Origin of the sequence: Pigmentiphaga sp., assembly GCF_019689535.1 — a bacterium.
Classification (GTDB): Bacteria; Pseudomonadota; Gammaproteobacteria; order Burkholderiales; family Burkholderiaceae_B; genus Pigmentiphaga.
Window position 1 is genome coordinate 1 of the sequence record NZ_JADGHH010000007.1, and the last position, 18,520, is coordinate 18,520.

Consider the following 18,520-nt stretch of genomic DNA (forward strand, 5'->3'; position numbering starts at 1 on the left):
AGCAAACCCCACACTGAAACCCAAAGACAAGGACGGCTGCGCCGTCCGCGCTATCCTTCCCCGCCCTGAACGGCGGGGCTTGTCGCGCACCGGGTCAATGGGAACTAGCCCGCCCGGCAGCGAAGCGCCTGCTATGCTTGCGGCTCCAGTGAGTTTTACAGCGAGGAATTTCCATGAGCATCGAGCGCTTCAGCGTTGGCAAACGCATGTCTGAAATGGTCGTCCACGGCGGCGTCGCCTACCTGGCCGGCCAGGTAGCAGAGGATCCCAGCCAGGATGTCGCGGGCCAGACCCGCCAGGTGCTGGCTGCCATCGACAAGCTGCTGGCTGCCGCCGGCACCGACAAGACGCGCATCTTGCGCGCGCAGATCTTCCTGGCCGACATCAACGACTTCGCCGCGATGAACTCGGTGTGGGACGCCTGGGTACCTGCCGGCCACACGCCCGCCCGCGCCACGGTCGAAGCCAAGCTGGCAGCACCGGAATACAAGGTCGAGATCGTCGTCACCGCGGCGGTCTGACGCTCCTAGGCGGCCTCAGCGCGGGAGGGCCAAGCCTGCGCCCAGCGGGTCTTGCCGGTAGTAATGCGCCAGCAAGGCGTACCATTCGGGCATCTCTTGCCGCAGTGGCTCCGGGTGTACGAAGAACGCCTCGGAGCTGACTGCGAAGAATTCGGCCTCGTCCGTGGCGGCATACGGATCCAGCGGCAATTGGGCGTACCACGGGTCGGCTTCCGCCGATTCGGGATCCACGTCCGGAGGTATCGCCGCCTCGACCGCGTCCAGGCGCTCCAGCAGCGCGTCGAAACTCCGTTCCAGCACGCTGCGCCACAGCCTGGGCTTGATTTCCGGGTGCGCGTGCAGGCTGGGCATGCCGTCGGCCGCGCCGTCGTACAAATCAAGCTTGTGCGCAAATTCGTGTATGACCACGTTGAAGCCGGGCGGGCGCTCCTCGCCCGGCCCCGCATCTTCCCATGACAGCACTACGGGCCCGCCGTCCCAGGCTTCGCCCGCCGCTTCCTCGACGTATTCGTGCACCACGCCGTCCTCGTCGACGTCTGTGCGCGGAATGAGGAATCCTCCCGGATAGACGATGATTTCAGACCAGCCTTCATAAAGGCCGGGATCCAGGTTCAGGATGGGCAGGCAGGCCTGCACGGCGATCGAGAGACGGATGGAGTCCGTCAAGACCTGTCCGCCGGCTCCGGTCATGGCTTTGCTGGCGAGAAACCAGGCGACCCGTTCACGCAATGCCTCGCGCTCGTTCTCTGTAAGCCGTGCCAGGAAAGAATGCGAGGTCAGCGTATCGGCCCATAGCCCGGCATCGATGCGCGCCTGTATTTTCGCCACGCGGCTTTTCGAGGCGCCGCGGGCAAACAGCCATCCCAACATACAGTCCGTCCAGGGTGGAGAAGCCGTTAGCGTACCGCGTCCACGCACGATGCGCAGGCCGGTCCGGCCTGCTTTCCCGGCGCGAAGCACTGGCTCGGGCCTTTCGCGCGGCTACTCCTCCTTGGCGGGGCGCCAGGCGGTGAAGCGGGCTTCCATCCATACGACCGCTGCGTATAGCAGCAGCCCCAACGCAGCCAAAATGAACAGCGCGGCAAACACCCGTACCGTGTCAAACATGCCCTGCGCGCTCATGATGACGTAGCCCAGTCCCCGCTGCGAGGATACGAACTCGCCCACGATCGCGCCCACCAGTGCGAGCGAAATGGCGATTTTCATTCCACTCAGGATGGAGGGGAGGGCGCACGGCAGGTTGACTTTGGTGAATACCTGCCACCAAGACCCGCGCAGGACGTGCGCGAGGTCGGCGACGTCCGGGGGCACCGAGCGCAGGCCGTGCACGGTGTCCACGATGATGGCGAAGACGGCGATCAGGAATGCGATCGCGATCTTCGGTTCGGTGCCCGTTCCCATCCAGATCACGAATAGCGGCGCGATCGCGACTTTGGGTACGTTATTGAGCGCCACGATGAGCGGATGCAGGTAGCGCTCGAACAGCCGGGAGCTCACCAGGATGGCGGCGATCAACACGCCCAACACCACCGACAGGGCGAATCCGGCCAACGTGGTCATCAAGGTGAACAGGGAATGGTCCAGGTACCAGTCATGGGCATCGATGATTTCAGCGAGGATCTGGGTGGGCAGAGGCAGCACGACGGGCTTGACCTCCAGCCAACGGCCGAGTACTTCCCAGGCAATGAGGAAAAGCAGGCCAGAAAGGGAGCCGGCGGCGATGGCGTGGGCGTGGCGGGCTCCCTTCATGCCTTGCCCTCCATGAGGTTGCCGCTTGCGGGTGCGTTGTCCCGTTCCTTGAAAATACCCATTTGCTGGAACAGGTCCCGGATCTCGGCGACGTAGTCGCCGAACGCTTTCGTTTCGCGAATCGACAAAGGCCGCGGGCGGGGCAGGTCGATCCGCAAAGTGCGGGCGATGCGTCCCGGACGTGGCGAGAAAACCATGACTTCGTCTCCCAGGAAAACGGCTTCGGCAATGCCGTGCGTGACGAACAGCACGGTGTTGCGCGTGGACATCCAGATCCGTTGCAGCTCGATGTTCATCTGGTCGCGCGTAATCGCGTCCAGCGCGCCGAACGGTTCGTCCATCAGCAGCAGGTCAGGATCGTCGATCAGCGCCCGGCATATTGCCGCGCGCTGCCGCATGCCGCCCGACAGTTGGTGCGGATAGCGGTCGGCGAAGTCCGCCAGCCCGGTCATGGCCAGCAGCTCCTCGACTTTGTCGCGGTACTGCGCTAGCGGCTTGCGGGCGAACTCCACGGGCAGGAGGAGGTTGCGGCGGATGTTGCGCCATTCCAGCAACGCGTCGCGCTGGAACACGAATCCTATGCCCTCCGGCGGGCCGTTCACCTCGCGTCCGCGCACGCGTAGGCTGCCGCTGGTAATGCGCTCGATGCCGCCGACGCAGCGAAGAAAGGTGCTTTTGCCGCAGCCGCTGGGGCCGAGGATGCTGATGAAGCGGCCGGCGGGAATGTCAACGTCAACGCGTTCGAGCGCCGTAACACCATGTTTGCCGGGAAAAACTTTTCGAACTGCTTGGGCCTCGATGATCGAGCGGCCGTTCACTGATGAGTCCTCCTATCGGTCGTGCGTTTCAACTGGGTACGGGGGGAAGCGGGCCGCAGGCGGCGTTTCCCCCCGGTGGGCCGATCATCGGGCGGGGAGCTGGACGTAGAACGACGAACCGGGGTTCGTCGAACCGATCAGGCCGACGGAAGAGAGGGTCTTGACGGCGTTGTCCCACTCTTCCGGGATGAGGGAGCCGACGGGCGTGGCGGGAGAGATGGCAAGGAAAGACTCCAGCGCATCGATCTGCCCCCGCAGCACGCTCGCATCCAGTCGCGCCTGGCGCCGTTCGGCCAGGATCGCTTGGACTGCCTCGTCCTGGTGGCCGTCGTAGATGTATTTCCACGCCCGGGTGACTACGGCGGCAAAGCGTGCGAGGACTTCCGGGCGTTGCTTGAGCTTGGATTCACTGGCGAAGAGCCCGAAGCTCGGCATGTGCAGGCCGTAATCAGCGAACGGGATGCCGATGGAGGGGCGCTTGGCCGACACCGCAGGCAAGAAGAAGGGGATCGTCGAGAAGGCGGCGTCCGTGCGACCGACGGCGTAGGTCGTGGCCTTGCTGGCCGCATCGACGTTGACTAGCTCCACGTCTTTGCGCTGCACGCCTCCGGCCGCCAAGAAGGCGTCGATGAACGGCGCCTCGAGCGAACCGGCGGTATAGGCGACGCGCTTGCCCTTGAGCTGCGCAGGACCCTTGATGCCGCTGTCGGACGGCACCAGCATGCCGACGTCGCTGCGGCGAGCGTAGACGGCGAGGGCCTTCACCGGCAGCCCCTTGTCGCGCGCGATCATCATGCTGGCGAGCGCAGCATGGCCCACGTCGAACTGGTCGTTGCTGCCTACCAATTGCACGGTCGCCACCGAGCCGTTGCCGTCTTCGAGCGAGACGTCCAGGCCGGCCTCGTCGAACCACTTTTTCTGCTTGGCCAGGTGGAAGGGCGCATGAACGCCCCATGGCGTCCAGTCCAGCTTGACTTTGACGGCATCCGCCGCCGAAGAAGGTACGGCGAAGATGGCGGAGCAGAGCAAGCTCGCGCCCAAACCGAATTTCACTAGCTTCTCAACGCGATGAACAGTCATGGTCGGCCTCGATGTGAGGTGAAGGGTCAACGGCAAAAAAGCAAACAACATGCCATTAGTTAGTATGCTGATCATATTTATTCAGCCTACTGCATAATTTGACGAAGGTTGATGCGGGGAAACGCGAGGTTTCTTGCGGAGAGGAGGAGGCGGGATGGGATCCCGCGGGTCGGCACCAGCTTGGTGAGGCCGCGCGCCCGCGGTGCACGGGCCTGCTGACGATGCGATCAGCGAGAGCGACCGGTCGGAGCGTTTAGGGCGATAATCCAGGATTGGGCGCGCCAGCGATGGCTGCCCTGGGGGCTGTGGCGCCGCCGGGAAAGCGGGGCGCATCCCAACATACAATCTCCGCTTGGCGGCTTGCCCGCCGGAGCATGGCGCCGACGTCGAGCCAGGCCGGTGCAAAGTGTACGACCATGAACGAATCCCCTCGCGCTTCCGACCCGTTGTCGGCGATTTTCAGCCCTGACTGGCAGCAGGCGGCCCATGCCGGCTTGTCGGAGCAGGCGTCCCAGGAATTGAGCAGGGCGCTTGAATGGTCGCTCCCGCGCTATGCGCGCGAGCCCGCGATCGCCGATGGGGAAGGCTGGGCCGAGCATGCCGCCGGGGTGGTGACGGTTCTCGCCGGCCTGCAGGTAGACGGGCACACCCGCATGGCGGCGCTGCTGGCGTATGCCGTGGACGATCACGAGATCAACCCCCATCATTCGAATAAAGACGCCGTCACGGTGCAGTTCGGTGCCGAGGTCGCGCGCCTGGTGCATGGCTATCGCGCGCTCATCAGGTTGGGCCAGGTCACGCGCGATGCGAGCGACGCATCGGCCGGCAGCGGTGCGCAGGCGGAGATGCTGCGCAAGATGCTCCTCGCGATGGCGGCCGACCTGCGCATCGTGTTGATGCGCCTGGCTTCGCGGCTGCAGACGCTGCGCTGGCATGCCCAGCGCAAGGTGCCGCTACCCGAGGCCCTGGGCCGGGAGACCCTCGAACTCTACGCACCCTTGGCCAATCGCCTGGGCATCTGGCAGATCAAGTGGGAAATGGAAGATCTCGCTTTCCGTTTCCTCGAGCCGGCGCGCTACAAGGAAATCGCTGGCCTGCTGGAGGAAAAGCGCGTCGAACGCGAAGCCTTCATCGCAGACGCCATCGCGCGCGTGCGCCAGGCGCTGGAAAACGCGGGAATTTCCGCTGAAGTCACGGGGCGGCCCAAGCACATCTACAGCATCTGGAACAAGATGCGCAACCGGCGGCTGGATTTCGCCGATCTTTACGACCTGCGCGCATTGCGCATCATCGTGGACGACATCCGCACCTGCTATACGGTGCTCGGCTTGGTCCACCATTTGTGGACCCCGGTGCCCAACGAGTTCGACGACTACATTTCCCGCCCCAAGCCCAATGGCTACCGGTCGCTGCACACGGTGGTCTACGACCATGACGGACGCCCGTTCGAGGTCCAGATACGCACGCGCGAAATGCACCAGTTCGCCGAGTTCGGCATGGCGGCGCATTGGCGCTACAAGGAAGCGGGCGCCAAGGGCGGACAGGTGAGCGCCGACTCCGAGTACGACCGCAAGCTGAGCTGGATACGGCAGCTGCTCGCGTGGAAGGCGGACGTGCAGGTGGACGACCAGCTCGGGCAGACAGCGCTCAATTCGCTCTCGGACAACATCTACGTGCTGACGCCGCAGGCGCGCGTCATCGAATTGCCGCCCGGCGCGACGCCAGTGGATTTCGCCTACCAGGTGCACACCGACCTCGGCCACCGTTGCCGGGGCGCGCGCGTGGATGGCGTGATGGTGCCCCTGAACACGCGCCTGGTCACGGGCCAGACGGTGGAGATCATCGCAGCCAAATCCGGCGGGCCGTCGCGCGATTGGCTCAACCCGCAGCTGGGATATCTCGCCAGCCAGCGGTCGCGCGCCAAAGTGCGCGCCTGGTTCAATGCCATCGACATCCAAGAGCGCATCGCCCAGGGCCAGGCCATGCTCGAAAAAGAGCTGCAGCGGCTGGGCAAGACCGCCACCAATCTCGAATTGCTGGCGCAGCAGCTGGGATTCGCGTGCACGGAGGATTTGTACGTCGCGCTGGCCAAGGACGAGTTCAGCCTGCGCCAGGTTGCGGCCGCCTTTGAGGCTCCGCCCGAAGATGCTGCGCCGGACCTATCCGCACTGACGCGCGACAGCCGCCCCGAGAGCGCGGTGCACGCGGGCAAGAGCGGCGTCCTGGTGGTGGGCGTGGATTCGCTGCTGACGCAATTGGCCAAGTGCTGCCGGCCGGCGCCGCCCGACCTCATCTCGGGATTCGTGACCCGCGGGCGCGGCGTGTCCATCCATCGCTGCGATTGCAAGAGTTTCCGCGAGCTGGCCAAGCGCGAGCCCGAGCGGGTGATCGACGTCGCCTGGGGAGACACCCGGGATGCGGTCTATCCGGTGGACATCGTCGTGCTCGCCAATGACCGCCACGGCCTGCTGCGCGACATTTCCGAAGTCTTTGCGCGCCAGCGCATCAATGTCATCGGCGTCAACACGCAAAGCCGGCAAGCCATCGCCCGCATGGTGTTCACGGCCGAGGTAGGCAACGGCGACCACCTCGCCCGGGCGCTGGCCGGCATACGCGAAGTTCCCGGCGTGCTGGAAGCAGATCGACGCTAACCGGGCTCCGCGCCCGTGACGAGTTCGCGGGGGGCGTTGCGGGCGAGCCGGTAGGCAACCCAGTCATCGTGGTCGATGGGCACCGCCTCGCCCACCAAGCCGGGGTTGATGGGGTAATACTGGCAGTGCAGGCTGCGCTCGCCGATCCACAGGTCGATTCCGCGGCGGACGAACAGCGTGTCTTGGGCCGGGTCGTATTCCTCGACTTCGTCCATTGCGGCCAGCAGTGCTTCGTCCACCGCGTAGACTTCGCCCCGCACGCGTCGGCCAGGTGCGGCCTGTTCGATAAGCCCGGGCCAATCCCCGAAATCCACCATCCGGCCGGGCACGGACGACATGCCGAGGTAGGCCGGGGCGGGCAATCCTCGGCGTTGCGCGAGGCGGTAAATGTCGTTGATTTCGCCGCGCCTCAATGTGCCGTAGACGAAAACGTAGTGCATGGTCAGGGCTTTTTCGAAGTGGGAGGGCCGATGGGGCGCCCGGCGAGGCAGAGTTCGCCGGTTTGCAGCGCGTCGAGCGTGCGCAGGGCTTCCTCGGGGTTGCGGCCCACTCTCAGATTATTGACCGAGATGTGTTGGATGGTGTTGTCCGGATCCACCAGGAACGTGGCGCGCAACGCCACGCCTTCGGTGCGGTCGCGGATGCCGAGTTGGTCCACCAGCGCGCCGGCGCTGTCCGCAAACTGGTAATGATTGAGCCGGGAAAGCGCAGGATTTTCGCGCCGCCAAGCGAGCTTGGCATATTCGCTGTCGAGCGAGCCTCCCAGCAAGACGGCGCCGCGTTCGGAAAACTGGTCGGCCAGCGCCGCGAAGGCGGCGATTTCACTGGCGCAGACCGCTGAAAAATCTTTGGCGGTGAAATAAATGACCTTCCATTTGCCTGGGAACGATGTCTCGCTCAGGGTCTCGAAGGCCGAGGCGCCGTTCTCTTCTGGCTCGTTGAATCCCGGCTTGACGCCGTGGACCTTGAAGGGTTCGAGCTTCGTACCGACGGTTTTCATGATCGTTCCTCGCAGTGTGGCCGGGCGCGCTAGCGGCCGGCTAGGGCCGGACCGCTACTTGGCGTCGGCGGATTTTTGTGAGGAAGCCGGCAGGGTGATGCGGGCAGTCAGGCCGCCGCCCTCCCGGTTAATCAGGTTCAGGGTACCACCGGCGCGCTGCAACAGTCTCTTGACGATGGCCAGCCCCAGCCCCGCGCCGCCCGCATTGGTGCGTGCGTCCGAGCCGCGCGTGAACGGCCGCAGCAGTCGCGGCACATCCTCGGGCTTGACGCCCGGCCCGTGGTCCGATACCTCGATCAGTATGTTGTTGCCCTGTTGGCGGACCGTCAATTCGATATGAGGAGGCTCGCCGGGCTTGTGTCCGTAGCGGCGGGCGTTTTCGAGCAGGTTGCTGACGGCGCGCTGCAGGTCGGCCGAGGCGATGCGCGCCCACAGGTTGGGCGTGATACTGGCTTGCAGCGAGCCGCCCAGCGTCTCCGTGTGGCTGCACTCGCGCTCGACCAATTCGGCGATCAATTCCGACACATTGTGATTGCGGTCCGGCGCGCTCGCCGGCCGGGCGTATTCCATGAATTGGCCGATGGTGCGGTCGATCTGGGCGAGATCTTCGTCCACGGCCGCGCGCGCGGCTTCCGAAACGCCGCTTAGTTCGATTTCCAGGCGCAGCCTCGCAAGTGGCGTGCGCAGGTCGTGCGAGATCCCGGCCAGCATCAGGGCGCGGTCGGCTTCGGCACGGTCAAGCTCTTCCACCATGCGGTTGAAGTTGGTGTTGACCCGGCGAATCTCTTCGGGCCCGGTCTCGGGCAGCGGAGGCGGCGTCTCGCCGCGCGACAGTGCGAGCGTCGCCCGGGAAAGGCGCGACAGGGGCCGGTTGACGAAGCCCACGATGACCGCGGCGCCCAGCAGCGACAGGAGCAGGGCGGCCGCACCCCAGCCCAGCCATTCCACTCCGGGCACCCGTTCCGCCCGGTCGCGTTCGACGACCATCCAGTAGTCGTCATCGTCGATGGAGAAACTGACCCACAGGCCGGGAATGCGGTTGACCTCCCAGGCGACGATGGTCTCCGGCCCCAGGCGCGCGATGATCTGCTCTTCCACGCGCTGCAGGACCTGCCTGTCGGGCAGCCGCACGGTGACGTCGTCTTTCTCGTGCGGGTAGATTTGAATGCCCTCGTTGGTGGCCAAGTCGAGCAGCAGGTACCGCCGCTCCTGCGGCGCCGAGTGGATCAGGGCTGCACGGGTAATGTTGACGACGGTGACGATTTGCTGGGCGACTTGTTGCGCCCGGGGCTCTATCTCCATGCTCCGGAAAGCCTGCAGCCATGCGGCCAGGCTCGCCGTCATGAGCACGGTGAGCAAAAGAAAGGTCCGGCTGAACAAACCCAGCCTGGACGCAACGCGCAGGGCGACCGACATGGATGCCTAGGAGCGGATCAACTGCCCCCGTCTGGTACGAACACGTAGCCGAGGCCCCATACGGTCTGGATGAACACCGGCTTGGCAGGATCCGGTTCGATCAGCTTGCGCAGCCGCGAGATCTGGACGTCCAGGCTCCGGTCGAACGCTTCATATTCGCGGCCGCGGGCCAGCTCCATCAGCTTGTCGCGGGAGAGCGGGATCTTGGGATGCCGCGCGAACACCTTGAGCACGGAGAACTCGCCCGTGGTGAGCGCAACCGGTTCGTTGTCGCGGGTCAGCGTGCGGGTCGCCAGGTTCAGCACGTAAGGGCCGAACGTGACCGACTCGTTGTCCTGGCTCGGCGCGCCGGGGTGCTCGTCCGGTCCGCGGCGGCGGAGCACCGCGTTGACGCGCGCGAGCAGCTCGCGCGGATTGAACGGCTTGGGCAGGTAGTCGTCCGCCCCCATCTCGAGGCCGACGATGCGGTCGACGTCTTCGGCCTTGGCCGTGAGCATGATGATGGGCGTACTGTCCCGCGCCCCCCGCAGCCGACGGCAGATCGACAGGCCGTCTTCGCCAGGAAGCATCAGATCTAGCACGAGCAGGTCGAACCTCTCGCGCTGCCAGAGTTTGTTCATCGTCTGGGCGTTTTCGGCAACCCAGACGGAGAAACCTTGCTCGGCGAGGTAGCGGCGCAGCAGATCGCGTAGCCGCACGTCGTCGTCGACGACAAGGATTTTTTTGGGGGCGTTGGCTAGTGACATGGCGCGAATGTAACGGAGGCTCCCCGATCAATCCAGGGAGGGACATTGGTTGTTACATAAATGGTCGGTTGGACACTTCCGCGTCTATGATGATGTCATGCGTCCATCGTATGATTAGTACGTGAACAAAATATCCGATTCCACGCGTACTGCCAGTTTCACGACGCTAGCGCTCGGCGGATTGGCGGTCATGATAACGGCCTTGGCGGCTGCTGCGGCCTACGGACAGGTCCGTGAGCGCTTCGCGCGCACGCCCGCCCTGGAATCCGGCCGGCGCATTTCCGGAACCATGGTGAGCCAGGTCGAGAACGCCGTCAAGGAGGCGAGCGGCCAGGTGAGCGCGTCGCAGGCGCAGGGCACGTCCGGCGTGCTGCGCGCCTCGATGGATCCTTGGGCCGGGCCCGTCGCTGCGGATGAGCGGCTGCAGTTGCCGCGGAGGCTGTCCTCGGAGGAGCGCCTTCTGCTGCGCCAGGAGATCCAGCGCGCCACCGAGGAAGTGTACGGGCCGTATCGCCGGCAGAAAAACTGAGCTCCCGCCTGGTCGCCGTCGCCGGCCGGGCTTGGGCTCACCTTGGCCTGCAGGCGATGCCGCCCGTGGTGCTTGCGCCTGGGCTGTCACGTTCACCCGGGGCGATGCCGGCTTGCTTCTGGACTTACAATCGCAAGCCATGGCGCTGCATATTCTTTCCCTCGAAACTTCTTCTGCCTGTTGCGGTGTCGCGCTCTTGCGCGCGGACGAGACAGGCGCCGTCGACCTCTACTGCCGGGAGCACGTGGGCGTGCAGGAGCATTCGGCCAGGCTATTGCCCATGGTGGAAGAGGTCTTGGCGGAGGCTGGCATCGCCCGCTCGGCCCTGGATGCCATAGCGTTCGGCCAAGGGCCCGGGGGCTTCACCGGCTTGCGGGTGGCATGCGGCGTTGCACAGGGGCTAGGGTTTTCCCTCGGCCGGCCGCTGGTGCCAGTGGTGTCGCATGCGGCCGTGGCCGAGCAGGTCGAGGATGATGCCGGGCGCGCCTTGGTCGTGGCGATGGATGCGCGCATGGAGGAAATTTACCTGGCCGCATACCGGAAACGGGACGAAGGCCGGCTGGAAACCCTGATCGCCCCTCAATTGATGGCTTGCGCCGGGCTCGAGTCCTGGATTCGCGCGCAAATCGCGCAGCTGGCCGACGGTGCGTCGCTGCTGCTGTGCGGTGATGGGGCCTGCGCCTATCCGCACGCTTTTTCGAGTTTTGCCTTGCATGAGCGGGGCGCACCCGAGCGGCCCACGGCGGCTTCGGTTGCCCGGCTGGCGCACGCGGCATTTCTGCGCAACGAGACCGTCGCACCGGAGCTGGCGGCGCCGCTGTACGTGCGCGATAAAGTGGCCTTCACGACCGTGGAACGCCAGGCCGGGGCGGGCGGCAACCCGCGCGTTTCGGCGCCGGCGGGGCAACCATGAACGCGGTGCGCGGCGAGGTCGACGTGGCGAGAATCCTCGCCGATTGGGCGCAGGCATGCCGGCCCATGGATGAGGCGGACCTGGACCAGGTCGATGCCGTCGAACGGCAGATCTATTCGTTTCCCTGGACGCGCGGCAATTTCGCCGACTCCCTGCGCTCGGGCTATGACGCGTGGGTGGTACACGACGGCACGCGATTGCTGGGTTATTGCGTCACCATGCTGGTGTTGGACGAAGCGCACCTGCTCAACATCAGCGTCGCGCCGGCCGCCCAGGGCTTCGGGCTTGGCCGCCGGCTGCTGGGATGGGTGGAACAGCGCGCCGTTGCGCAGCATGCGCGCAGCCTGCTGCTCGAGGTGCGTCCATCCAACCTCATCGCCAAGGGCATGTACGAGCGCGCCGGCTTCGAGCGCATCGGCGTGCGGCGCGGATACTATCCCGCGGCGCGCGGCAGGGAGGACGCCATCGTGATGCGCAAGATGCTCGCTGCGCCGGACGGAGGGCCCGCACATGGCTGAGCGCAGCCCGAGCGGGATGAGCCCGGTCCGCCGGGCGTGGTTGCGCGAACTCGGCATCGAGCGGCTGTGGAACCTGCCCGGGCCCGTACTACAGGCGCCGGTCCCGGGAATTGTCCAGGCAGGCGTGCAGGACGATGCAGGCGCCGTGCAAGGCGCCGAATCGCCCATGCGGGACGTTGCGGCTCCCGTCCTGAGGACAGAGGCTGAGGCGGCCGAGGCGCCTGCCGAAGCGCCGGCGCCTGTGGCACTCGATCCGGAGCAGGCATGGGCGGCCCTGGAAGAGGAAGTTCGGCATTGCACGGCCTGCGGGCTGTGCCAAGGGCGCACCCAGACGGTTTTCGGCACCGGGCCGCGACACGCGCGCTGGATGCTGATCGGCGAAGCGCCCGGCGAGCAGGAAGACAAGCAAGGCGCTCCGTTCGTGGGCCGTTCGGGCAAGCTGCTCGACAACATGCTCGCCGCCATTTCCAGGTCGCGGCAGGTCGACGTCTTCATCGCGAACGTCATCAAATGCCGCCCGCCAGGCAATCGCGACCCGCTTCCGGAGGAGGTGGCGCGGTGCAGTCCCTTCCTGATGCGGCAGATCGAATTGATCCAGCCCGAGTTGATCTTGGTGCTGGGGCGGTTTGCCGCCCAAACCTTGCTCGAAACGGATGCGCGCATCGGCAGTTTGCGGGGCAAGGTGCATACCTTGTCGCTGCACGGCCGCTCGGTGCCAGTGGTGGTCAGCTATCACCCCGCCTACCTGCTGCGCAGCCCCGCCGAGAAAATCAAGGCATGGCAAGACTTGCGGCTTGCCGCGTCGGTGGGCGGCGCTTGAGGTGACCCCTTCGGCCGGCGTCGGCGCAGCTCAATCGTGCCGCAGCGCGGTGCCGTGGGCGCGGCTGCCGATGACCTGGTCGAGCTCGGGATGCTTGCGGTGATTGTGGCGGTTCCAGGCCATGATCAGTAGCATGAGGCCGGCCACCAGCGTGCCGAAGATGATGATGATGGTGTTGATGTGCATCTCCATGCCCAGCATGATCGAGTAGATGGCCACCATCAATAGGATGTTGAGTTGTTCGTTGAAGTTCTGCACCGCGATGGAGTGTCCGGCGGACAGCAGGACGTGGCCACGGTGCTGGAGCAGGGCATTCATGGGCACGACGAAGAACCCGCCCAAGGCCCCGATCGCGATGAGCAGCGTATAGACGAACCACGGCTCATAGGCGAGCGGCATCAGCATCACGACCAGGCCCATGGCCACGCCCATGGGCAGAACCGCCAGTGCGTGGCGCAGCGGGACTCTGCCGGCCAGCACCGCGCCCAGTATGGTGCCGATGGAGGCAACGCCCATCAGGATCGACGCCCGGTTCAGCGGCAGGTCGAGCTGGACCCGGCCCCATTCGATCACGATCAATTGCAGCGTCGCGCCCGCTCCCCAGAAAAGCGTGGTGACCGCGAGGGAGATTTGCCCGAGCTTGTCGCGCCACAAGGTGGCGACGAAACAGCTGAACGTCGTGAGCAGTTTGACCGGGTTGCGTTGCTGTCGGGGATAGGTGACCCCGGTGGAGGGGATGAGCAGGTTGAAGAAGGCCGCGACGAGGTAGATCAGGGCAATCGCCATGATGGCCGCCTCGGCCGGCGTCTGCAGCCTGGGGCCCAGCACGTTCGCTTCGAGCGAGAGCAGCCAGGCCGACACCGTGGGGCTGATCAGCGCACCGCCAAGGACCACTCCCAGGATGATGGAGACGACGGTGAGCCCCTCGATCCAACTATTGCCCTTGACCAGTTGTTCGGGAGGCAGCAGCTCGGTGATGATGCCGTACTTGGCGGGTGAATAGGCGGCCGCGCCGATGCCTACCAGCGCGTAGGCGGCACAGACGGTGTAGACCTGGTGCGTGGGCGCGAGCCCAAGGCTCGCGTGCCCGAACATCAATAGGCAGCCGATGATCTTCACCGCATTGGTGGCGAACATCACCTTGCCTTTGGGAAAAGAGTCGGCGAAAGCTCCGACGAAAGCGGCCAGCAGGACGTAGGCGAGGGCGAACGACCACTTGATCATGGGCGTCATCCAGTCGGGCCCTTCCAATTGCTGGATCAACGCGATGGCGGCGATGAAAAGCGCATTGTCGGCGAGCGACGAAAAGAACTGCGCTGCCATGATCAGGTAAAAGCCGCGTTTCATCGGTGGGGGAGACTCGTGTGCCTGTGAGTGGATCCAAAAGTGCCGCACTCAGGGGGCACTGCGGCAGGATGCGTGGCGCGCATCGTAGCGCACGATTTATAGCATGCGGATAAGGGACGCCTTCGATTGCGTCCCGCGCGATCCGATGGTACTTACCCGCGGATGTTGCTGCTTTGAGGGAATTCCTGGAGATGGACGGCCGGTTGAGGCTCCCATCCCGGCTTGCGGTGCTCGGCGATGACGTTGGTGAAGATGCCGCCGCGCACGTACCACTTGGCCGTGATGCGCATGAAGCGGGGCGACAGTGCGCGCACGAGGTCGTCCAGGATTTCGTTGGTCACGGCTTCGTGGAATTTGCCTTCGTTGCGGAAGCTCCAGGTGTAGAGCTTGAGGCTCTTGAGCTCGACGCAGAGCTGGTCCGGAATATAGTCGATCACCAGCACGGCAAAGTCCGGCTGGCCGGTCATCGGGCACAGGCAGGTGAATTCTGGCACCTCGATATGGATCTGGAAATCCCTCCCGGGGCTGGGATTGGCGAAGGTGTCGAGATTCTTGCTGGGTTGAGAAGGCATGTGCTTGCGTCTATACGTAACGAAAGTGAAAAAAAGGCCGCGGCGGCGGCGCCACGCGTATCCTGCCGATGCCCCTTTGGTATTATACGAAGCATTGAATCGGCCGCCCGCGCGGTCCCATGCGCGCGCTTGCCGGCAGGGCGGCGCAGGTGGCCAGGCATAGCAGCCGCCACGGCGCCCAGGGCCGGCATGCGGTGGCGCCGGCCCGTTCGCCCGCCTGTTTTGGTGTCGTCTATCGATTCCTTTCCCAGCCCCTTTTAATCGAAGCTTTGTTTCCCGGTGCGACTTACCCAGATCAAACTCGCAGGTTTCAAGTCGTTCGTCGACCCGACGTCCATCCATGTGCCGAGCCAGCTGGTCGGGGTGGTGGGGCCCAACGGCTGCGGAAAGTCCAACATCATCGATGCCGTGCGCTGGGTCCTGGGCGAATCCAAGGCCTCCGAACTGCGTGGCGAGTCCATGCAGGACGTCATCTTCAACGGCTCGGTCAACCGCAAGCCGGCGGCGCGCGCATCGGTGGAGCTGGTGTTCGACAACTCCGAAGGGCGGGCCGCAGGCCAGTGGAGCCAGTACAGCGAAATCGCCGTCAAGCGGGTACTGACCCGCGACGGCACGAGCAGCTATTTCATCAATAACCAGCAGGTTCGCCGCCGCGACATCCACGACATCTTCCTGGGCACCGGGCTCGGCGCCCGCGGCTACGCCATCATCGGCCAGGGCATGATTTCCCGCATCATCGAGGCGCGCCCCGAAGAATTGCGGGTATTCCTCGAAGAGGCCGCAGGGGTGTCGCGTTACAAGGAGCGGCGCCGGGAAACCGAAAACCGCCTCTCCGACACCCGGGAGAACATGACCCGCGTGGAAGACATCCTGCGCGAGCTGGCCACGCAGCTCGAAAAACTCGAAGCCCAGGCCGAGGTCGCCCAGCGCTACAAGAGCCTGCAGGCCGAGAGCGAGCAGAAGCAGCGGTTCCTCTGGCTGCTCAAGAAGCGCGAAGCCGATGCCGACCGGGCGCAATATGCGCTGGCCATCGAGCAGGCCCAGGCGGACCTGGAAGGCGCGACCGCGAATTTGCGCAAGCTCGAGGCCGAGCTCGAGGGCACGCGCCAGGCGCACTATGCCGCCAGCGACGCCGTGCACGCCGCCCAGGGCAGCCTGTACGAGGCGAACGCCGAGGTGAGCCGGCTCGAGGCCGAAATCAAGTACGTGGTCGAGGCGCGCAACCGCATGCAGGCCCAGCTGGCCCAGCTGCAGCAGCAGATCGCGCAGTGGAGCGAGCAGCATGAGACGGGGGGCGAGCAGCTCGCCCAGGCCGAGGAGGACTTGGCCGTGGGCGAGGCGCGCGCCGAAGAGGCGCGCGTGGTTGCCGAAGAGGCCCAGGCCCAGCTGCCTGACATCGAAGCCAAGGTTCGCGATGCGGCCGCGGGGCTTTCCGAGCTGCGCAGCGCCTTGTCGCTGGTGGAGCAAAACCTTGCGCTGACCGCCCAAGAGCAACGCGAAGCCGATCGCCAGCTCCAGGCGCTGGCGCAGCGCCGGGAACGGCTGGAAGCCGAGGAGCGCAATTTGCAGCGCCCCGATCCGGCGCGGCTGGAGCAGCTCACCGGAGACCTCGCCGATACCGAGCAGCGCGTCGCTCAGGCGCAGCAGGAGCTCTCGGCCCTGGAAGAACAGCTGCCCGTGGTCGATGCCGCGCGCCGCCAGGCCCAGGAAACGGCGCAGAAGGAAGCGGCTGCCGTGTCCCAGATCGAGGCGCGACTCTCGGCCCTGACGCGCCTCCAACAAGACGTCCAGAAACAGGGGGCGCTGCATCCCTGGCTGGAAAAGCACGAACTGACCCAGCTTGGCCGCCTGTGGCAAAAGCTGCACATCGAGCAGGGCTGGGAAACCGCGCTGGAAGCCGTATTGCGCGAGCGCCTGGGCGCCCTGGAGGTCAGCAACCTCGACTGGGCCAAGGCGTTCTTCAACGACGCGCCGCCGGCCCGGCTCGCTTTCTACCAGTTGCCGCCCGCGTCCGCGCCGGCGGCGGCCCCCGCCGCGCTCACGTCGCTGGCCTCGCTGCTGCGCATCAGCGATCCCGGCCTGCGCGCGCTGATGAACGATTGGCTGCGCGACGTGTACGTCGCCACTGACGCATCGCAGGCGCTGGCCGGGCGTGCCCAATTGCCCGAGGGCGGCTATTTCGTCGTCAAGGAAGGCCACCTCGTTGGCCGGAACTGCGTGCGTTTCTACGCTCCCGATTCGGAGCAGGCCGGCATGCTGGCCCGCCAGCAGGAGATCGAGAACCTCCAGCGCCAGGTGAAGGCCCAGCAGCTCATCGCTGATGAGGCACGCTCGGCTGCCGCGAGGGCCGAAGCCGCCTATCAGCAGGTGGCCCAAGCCTTGCCCGCCTCGCGCCAGCGCCTGGCCGAGGTCACGCAACGCCTGCATGCCATCCAGCTCGAGCACACCCGCCTCGCCCAACAAGCGGCGCAGATGGAAGAACGTGCCGCCCGCATCCAGGAAGAGCGCGCGGAGTTGGAAGCCCAGGAAGAAGAGATCCGCATCCGCAAGGAAGAGGCGGAAGCCCGCTTCGAGACCCTGGATGCCGAACTGGGCGAAAAACAGTCCGCCTTCGAAGAGGCGCAAATGGCGCAAGAGCAGCGCGAACTCGAGGTCCAGCGCGCGCGCGAGCGCCTGCGCGAGCTCGAACGCGCCGCCCAGGAGGCCAGTTTCGCCGAGCGCGGCCTGCGCGCCCGCATCGATGAGCTGCGCCGCAACATGCAACTCGCCAGCGAGCAAAGCCAGCGGGCGGCGGCCGAAGCCGAGCGGGTGCAGCAGGAACTGCAGGTGCTGGACGACGCCGCGGCGCAGGCCGGCTTGCAGGCTGCGCTCGAACTGCGCAGCGAGCGCGAGAAGGTACTCAACCTCGCCCGCATCGAAATGGATACGCTGGCCGCTCAGCTTCGTGAGGCCGATGAGCGCCGCATGACGCTGGAGCGTTCGCTCGAACCCCTGCGCAGCCGCATTACCGAACTGCAGCTCAAGGAGCAGGCCGCGCGGCTGGCCCAGGAGCAGTACGCCGAGCAGCTGGCAGGCGAGGAGCTGGACCTGGCGGCCTTGGGCGAACAGCTCGACGCGCTTCCCAAGGAGTGGCAGCGCCCGTCGTGGCTGCAATCGGAGCTGCAGCGCCTCTCGCGCGAGATCGATGCCCTGGGGGCGGTCAACCTGGCCGCGCTCGATGAATTGAACGCCGCACGCGAGCGCAAGACCTATCTCGATTCCCAGCATGCCGACCTGCAGGCGGCCATCGATACGCTGGAAGACGCGATCCGCAAGATCGACCGAGAGACCCGCCAATTGCTGCAGGAAACGTTCGACACCGTCAACCGCCACTTTGGAGAACTGTTCCCCTCGCTGTTCGGCGGTGGGGAGGCCAAGCTGGTGATGACCGGCGAAGAAATCCTCGATGCGGGGGTCCAGGTCATGGCCCAGCCCCCAGGCAAGCGCAATAGCACCATCCACCTGCTATCCGGTGGTGAAAAGGCCTTGACGGCGACTGCGCTGGTGTTCGCGATGTTCAAGCTCAACCCGGCGCCGTTCTGCCTGCTCGACGAAGTCGATGCACCGCTGGACGATGCCAATACCGAGCGCTATGCCAATCTGGTTCGCCGCATGAGCGAGCAGACGCAGTTCCTCTTCATCTCGCACAACAAGATCGCGATGGAAATGGCGCACCAGCTAGTGGGCGTGACCATGCAGGAGCAGGGCGTTTCGCGTATCGTGGCGGTCGACATCGATTCGGCCATGCAGCTTGCCGCCGAGGCCGCCTGATGAGCCGCCGGCCCAGCAGGCATCTTTTCC

17 protein-coding genes are annotated in these 18,520 nt (G+C 65.5%); 7 read left to right on the plus strand and 10 right to left on the minus strand.

All coding sequences use genetic code 11. The features are described from left to right. The first annotated feature begins 173 nt into the window (after window positions 1-173). Window positions 174-521: a RidA family protein gene (locus IRZ12_RS01270; RefSeq protein WP_296463264.1), complete on the plus strand. Its 348-nt coding sequence runs from the start codon at window positions 174-176 to the stop codon at window positions 519-521. A gap of 15 nt (window positions 522-536) precedes the next feature. Here the strand turns inward: IRZ12_RS01270 and IRZ12_RS01275 are convergent, their stop codons facing one another. The 4 genes from IRZ12_RS01275 to IRZ12_RS01290 all read right to left on the minus strand — a co-directional run bounded on the left by IRZ12_RS01275 (window position 537) and on the right by IRZ12_RS01290 (window position 4,168). Further along, complete coding sequence (locus tag IRZ12_RS01275) at window positions 537-1,391, minus strand: zinc-dependent peptidase (protein WP_296463266.1); 855 nt, start codon at window positions 1,389-1,391, stop codon at window positions 537-539. A 111-nt stretch (window positions 1,392-1,502) separates the two neighbouring features. Continuing rightward, on the minus strand, window positions 1,503-2,270 hold the full coding sequence (locus IRZ12_RS01280; protein ID WP_296463270.1) for an ABC transporter permease: 768 nt from the start codon (window positions 2,268-2,270) through the stop codon (window positions 1,503-1,505). Next, entirely contained in the window at window positions 2,267-3,088 is an 822-nt protein-coding gene (locus IRZ12_RS01285; RefSeq protein WP_296463272.1) for an ABC transporter ATP-binding protein, read from the minus strand. The genes IRZ12_RS01280 and IRZ12_RS01285 overlap by 4 nt, the downstream gene beginning before the upstream one ends. 84 nt (window positions 3,089-3,172) lie before the next feature. Next, entirely contained in the window at window positions 3,173-4,168 is a 996-nt protein-coding gene (locus IRZ12_RS01290) for an ABC transporter substrate-binding protein (RefSeq protein ID WP_296463274.1), read from the minus strand. Window positions 4,169-4,584: 416 nt separating this feature from the next. Here IRZ12_RS01290 and IRZ12_RS01295 point away from each other — a divergent pair, with 416 nt between their 5' ends. Beyond that, window positions 4,585-6,819 carry a bifunctional (p)ppGpp synthetase/guanosine-3',5'-bis(diphosphate) 3'-pyrophosphohydrolase gene (locus IRZ12_RS01295; RefSeq protein ID WP_296463276.1) on the plus strand — a complete coding sequence of 745 codons (2,235 nt, stop codon included), beginning with the start codon at window positions 4,585-4,587 and terminating at the stop codon, window positions 6,817-6,819. Here IRZ12_RS01295 and IRZ12_RS01300 read toward each other — a convergent pair. Genes IRZ12_RS01300 through ompR form a run of 4 tightly spaced genes read right to left on the minus strand, consistent with a single transcriptional unit; the run spans window position 6,816 to window position 9,981 of the window. Next, window positions 6,816-7,259: a gamma-glutamylcyclotransferase gene (locus IRZ12_RS01300; RefSeq protein ID WP_296463278.1), complete on the minus strand. Its 444-nt coding sequence runs from the start codon at window positions 7,257-7,259 to the stop codon at window positions 6,816-6,818. The genes IRZ12_RS01295 and IRZ12_RS01300 overlap by 4 nt on opposite strands. 2 nt (window positions 7,260-7,261) lie before the next feature. Next, window positions 7,262-7,819, minus strand: a complete 558-nt coding sequence (locus tag IRZ12_RS01305) for a peroxiredoxin (protein ID WP_296463280.1) — start codon at window positions 7,817-7,819, stop codon at window positions 7,262-7,264. A 54-nt stretch (window positions 7,820-7,873) separates the two neighbouring features. After that, window positions 7,874-9,235: an ATP-binding protein gene (locus tag IRZ12_RS01310; protein ID WP_296463282.1), complete on the minus strand. Its 1,362-nt coding sequence runs from the start codon at window positions 9,233-9,235 to the stop codon at window positions 7,874-7,876. A 17-nt stretch (window positions 9,236-9,252) separates the two neighbouring features. After that, on the minus strand, window positions 9,253-9,981 hold the full coding sequence (ompR, locus tag IRZ12_RS01315) for a two-component system response regulator OmpR (protein WP_296463285.1): 729 nt from the start codon (window positions 9,979-9,981) through the stop codon (window positions 9,253-9,255). A gap of 121 nt (window positions 9,982-10,102) precedes the next feature. Here ompR and IRZ12_RS01320 point away from each other — a divergent pair, with 121 nt between their 5' ends. The 4 genes from IRZ12_RS01320 to IRZ12_RS01335 all read left to right on the plus strand — a co-directional run bounded on the left by IRZ12_RS01320 (window position 10,103) and on the right by IRZ12_RS01335 (window position 12,761). Further along, the gene (locus tag IRZ12_RS01320) at window positions 10,103-10,510 is read left to right on the plus strand and encodes a hypothetical protein (RefSeq protein ID WP_296463287.1); all 408 of its coding nucleotides are present in this window, start codon (window positions 10,103-10,105) and stop codon (window positions 10,508-10,510) included. A gap of 139 nt (window positions 10,511-10,649) precedes the next feature. Then, the gene (gene tsaB / locus IRZ12_RS01325; protein ID WP_296463289.1) at window positions 10,650-11,423 is read left to right on the plus strand and encodes a tRNA (adenosine(37)-N6)-threonylcarbamoyltransferase complex dimerization subunit type 1 TsaB; all 774 of its coding nucleotides are present in this window, start codon (window positions 10,650-10,652) and stop codon (window positions 11,421-11,423) included. Further along, complete coding sequence (gene rimI, locus IRZ12_RS01330) at window positions 11,420-11,941, plus strand: ribosomal protein S18-alanine N-acetyltransferase (RefSeq protein ID WP_296463290.1); 522 nt, start codon at window positions 11,420-11,422, stop codon at window positions 11,939-11,941. The genes tsaB and rimI overlap by 4 nt, the downstream gene beginning before the upstream one ends. Beyond that, the gene (locus tag IRZ12_RS01335) at window positions 11,934-12,761 is read left to right on the plus strand and encodes a uracil-DNA glycosylase (RefSeq protein WP_296463291.1); all 828 of its coding nucleotides are present in this window, start codon (window positions 11,934-11,936) and stop codon (window positions 12,759-12,761) included. The genes rimI and IRZ12_RS01335 overlap by 8 nt, the downstream gene beginning before the upstream one ends. A gap of 30 nt (window positions 12,762-12,791) precedes the next feature. Here IRZ12_RS01335 and lplT read toward each other — a convergent pair whose 3' ends face one another. Next, window positions 12,792-14,108: a lysophospholipid transporter LplT gene (lplT, locus tag IRZ12_RS01340; RefSeq protein ID WP_296463293.1), complete on the minus strand. Its 1,317-nt coding sequence runs from the start codon at window positions 14,106-14,108 to the stop codon at window positions 12,792-12,794. 152 nt (window positions 14,109-14,260) lie between these two features. Further along, window positions 14,261-14,680 (minus strand): preQ(1) synthase, encoded by a 420-nt coding sequence (queF, locus tag IRZ12_RS01345; protein WP_296463294.1) that lies wholly within the window; start codon window positions 14,678-14,680, stop codon window positions 14,261-14,263. A 279-nt stretch (window positions 14,681-14,959) separates the two neighbouring features. On the opposite strand from queF, the gene smc reads away from it, so the two are divergent. After that, window positions 14,960-18,490 (plus strand): chromosome segregation protein SMC, encoded by a 3,531-nt coding sequence (smc, locus tag IRZ12_RS01350; protein WP_296463296.1) that lies wholly within the window; start codon window positions 14,960-14,962, stop codon window positions 18,488-18,490. Window positions 18,491-18,520 lie beyond the last annotated feature (30 nt).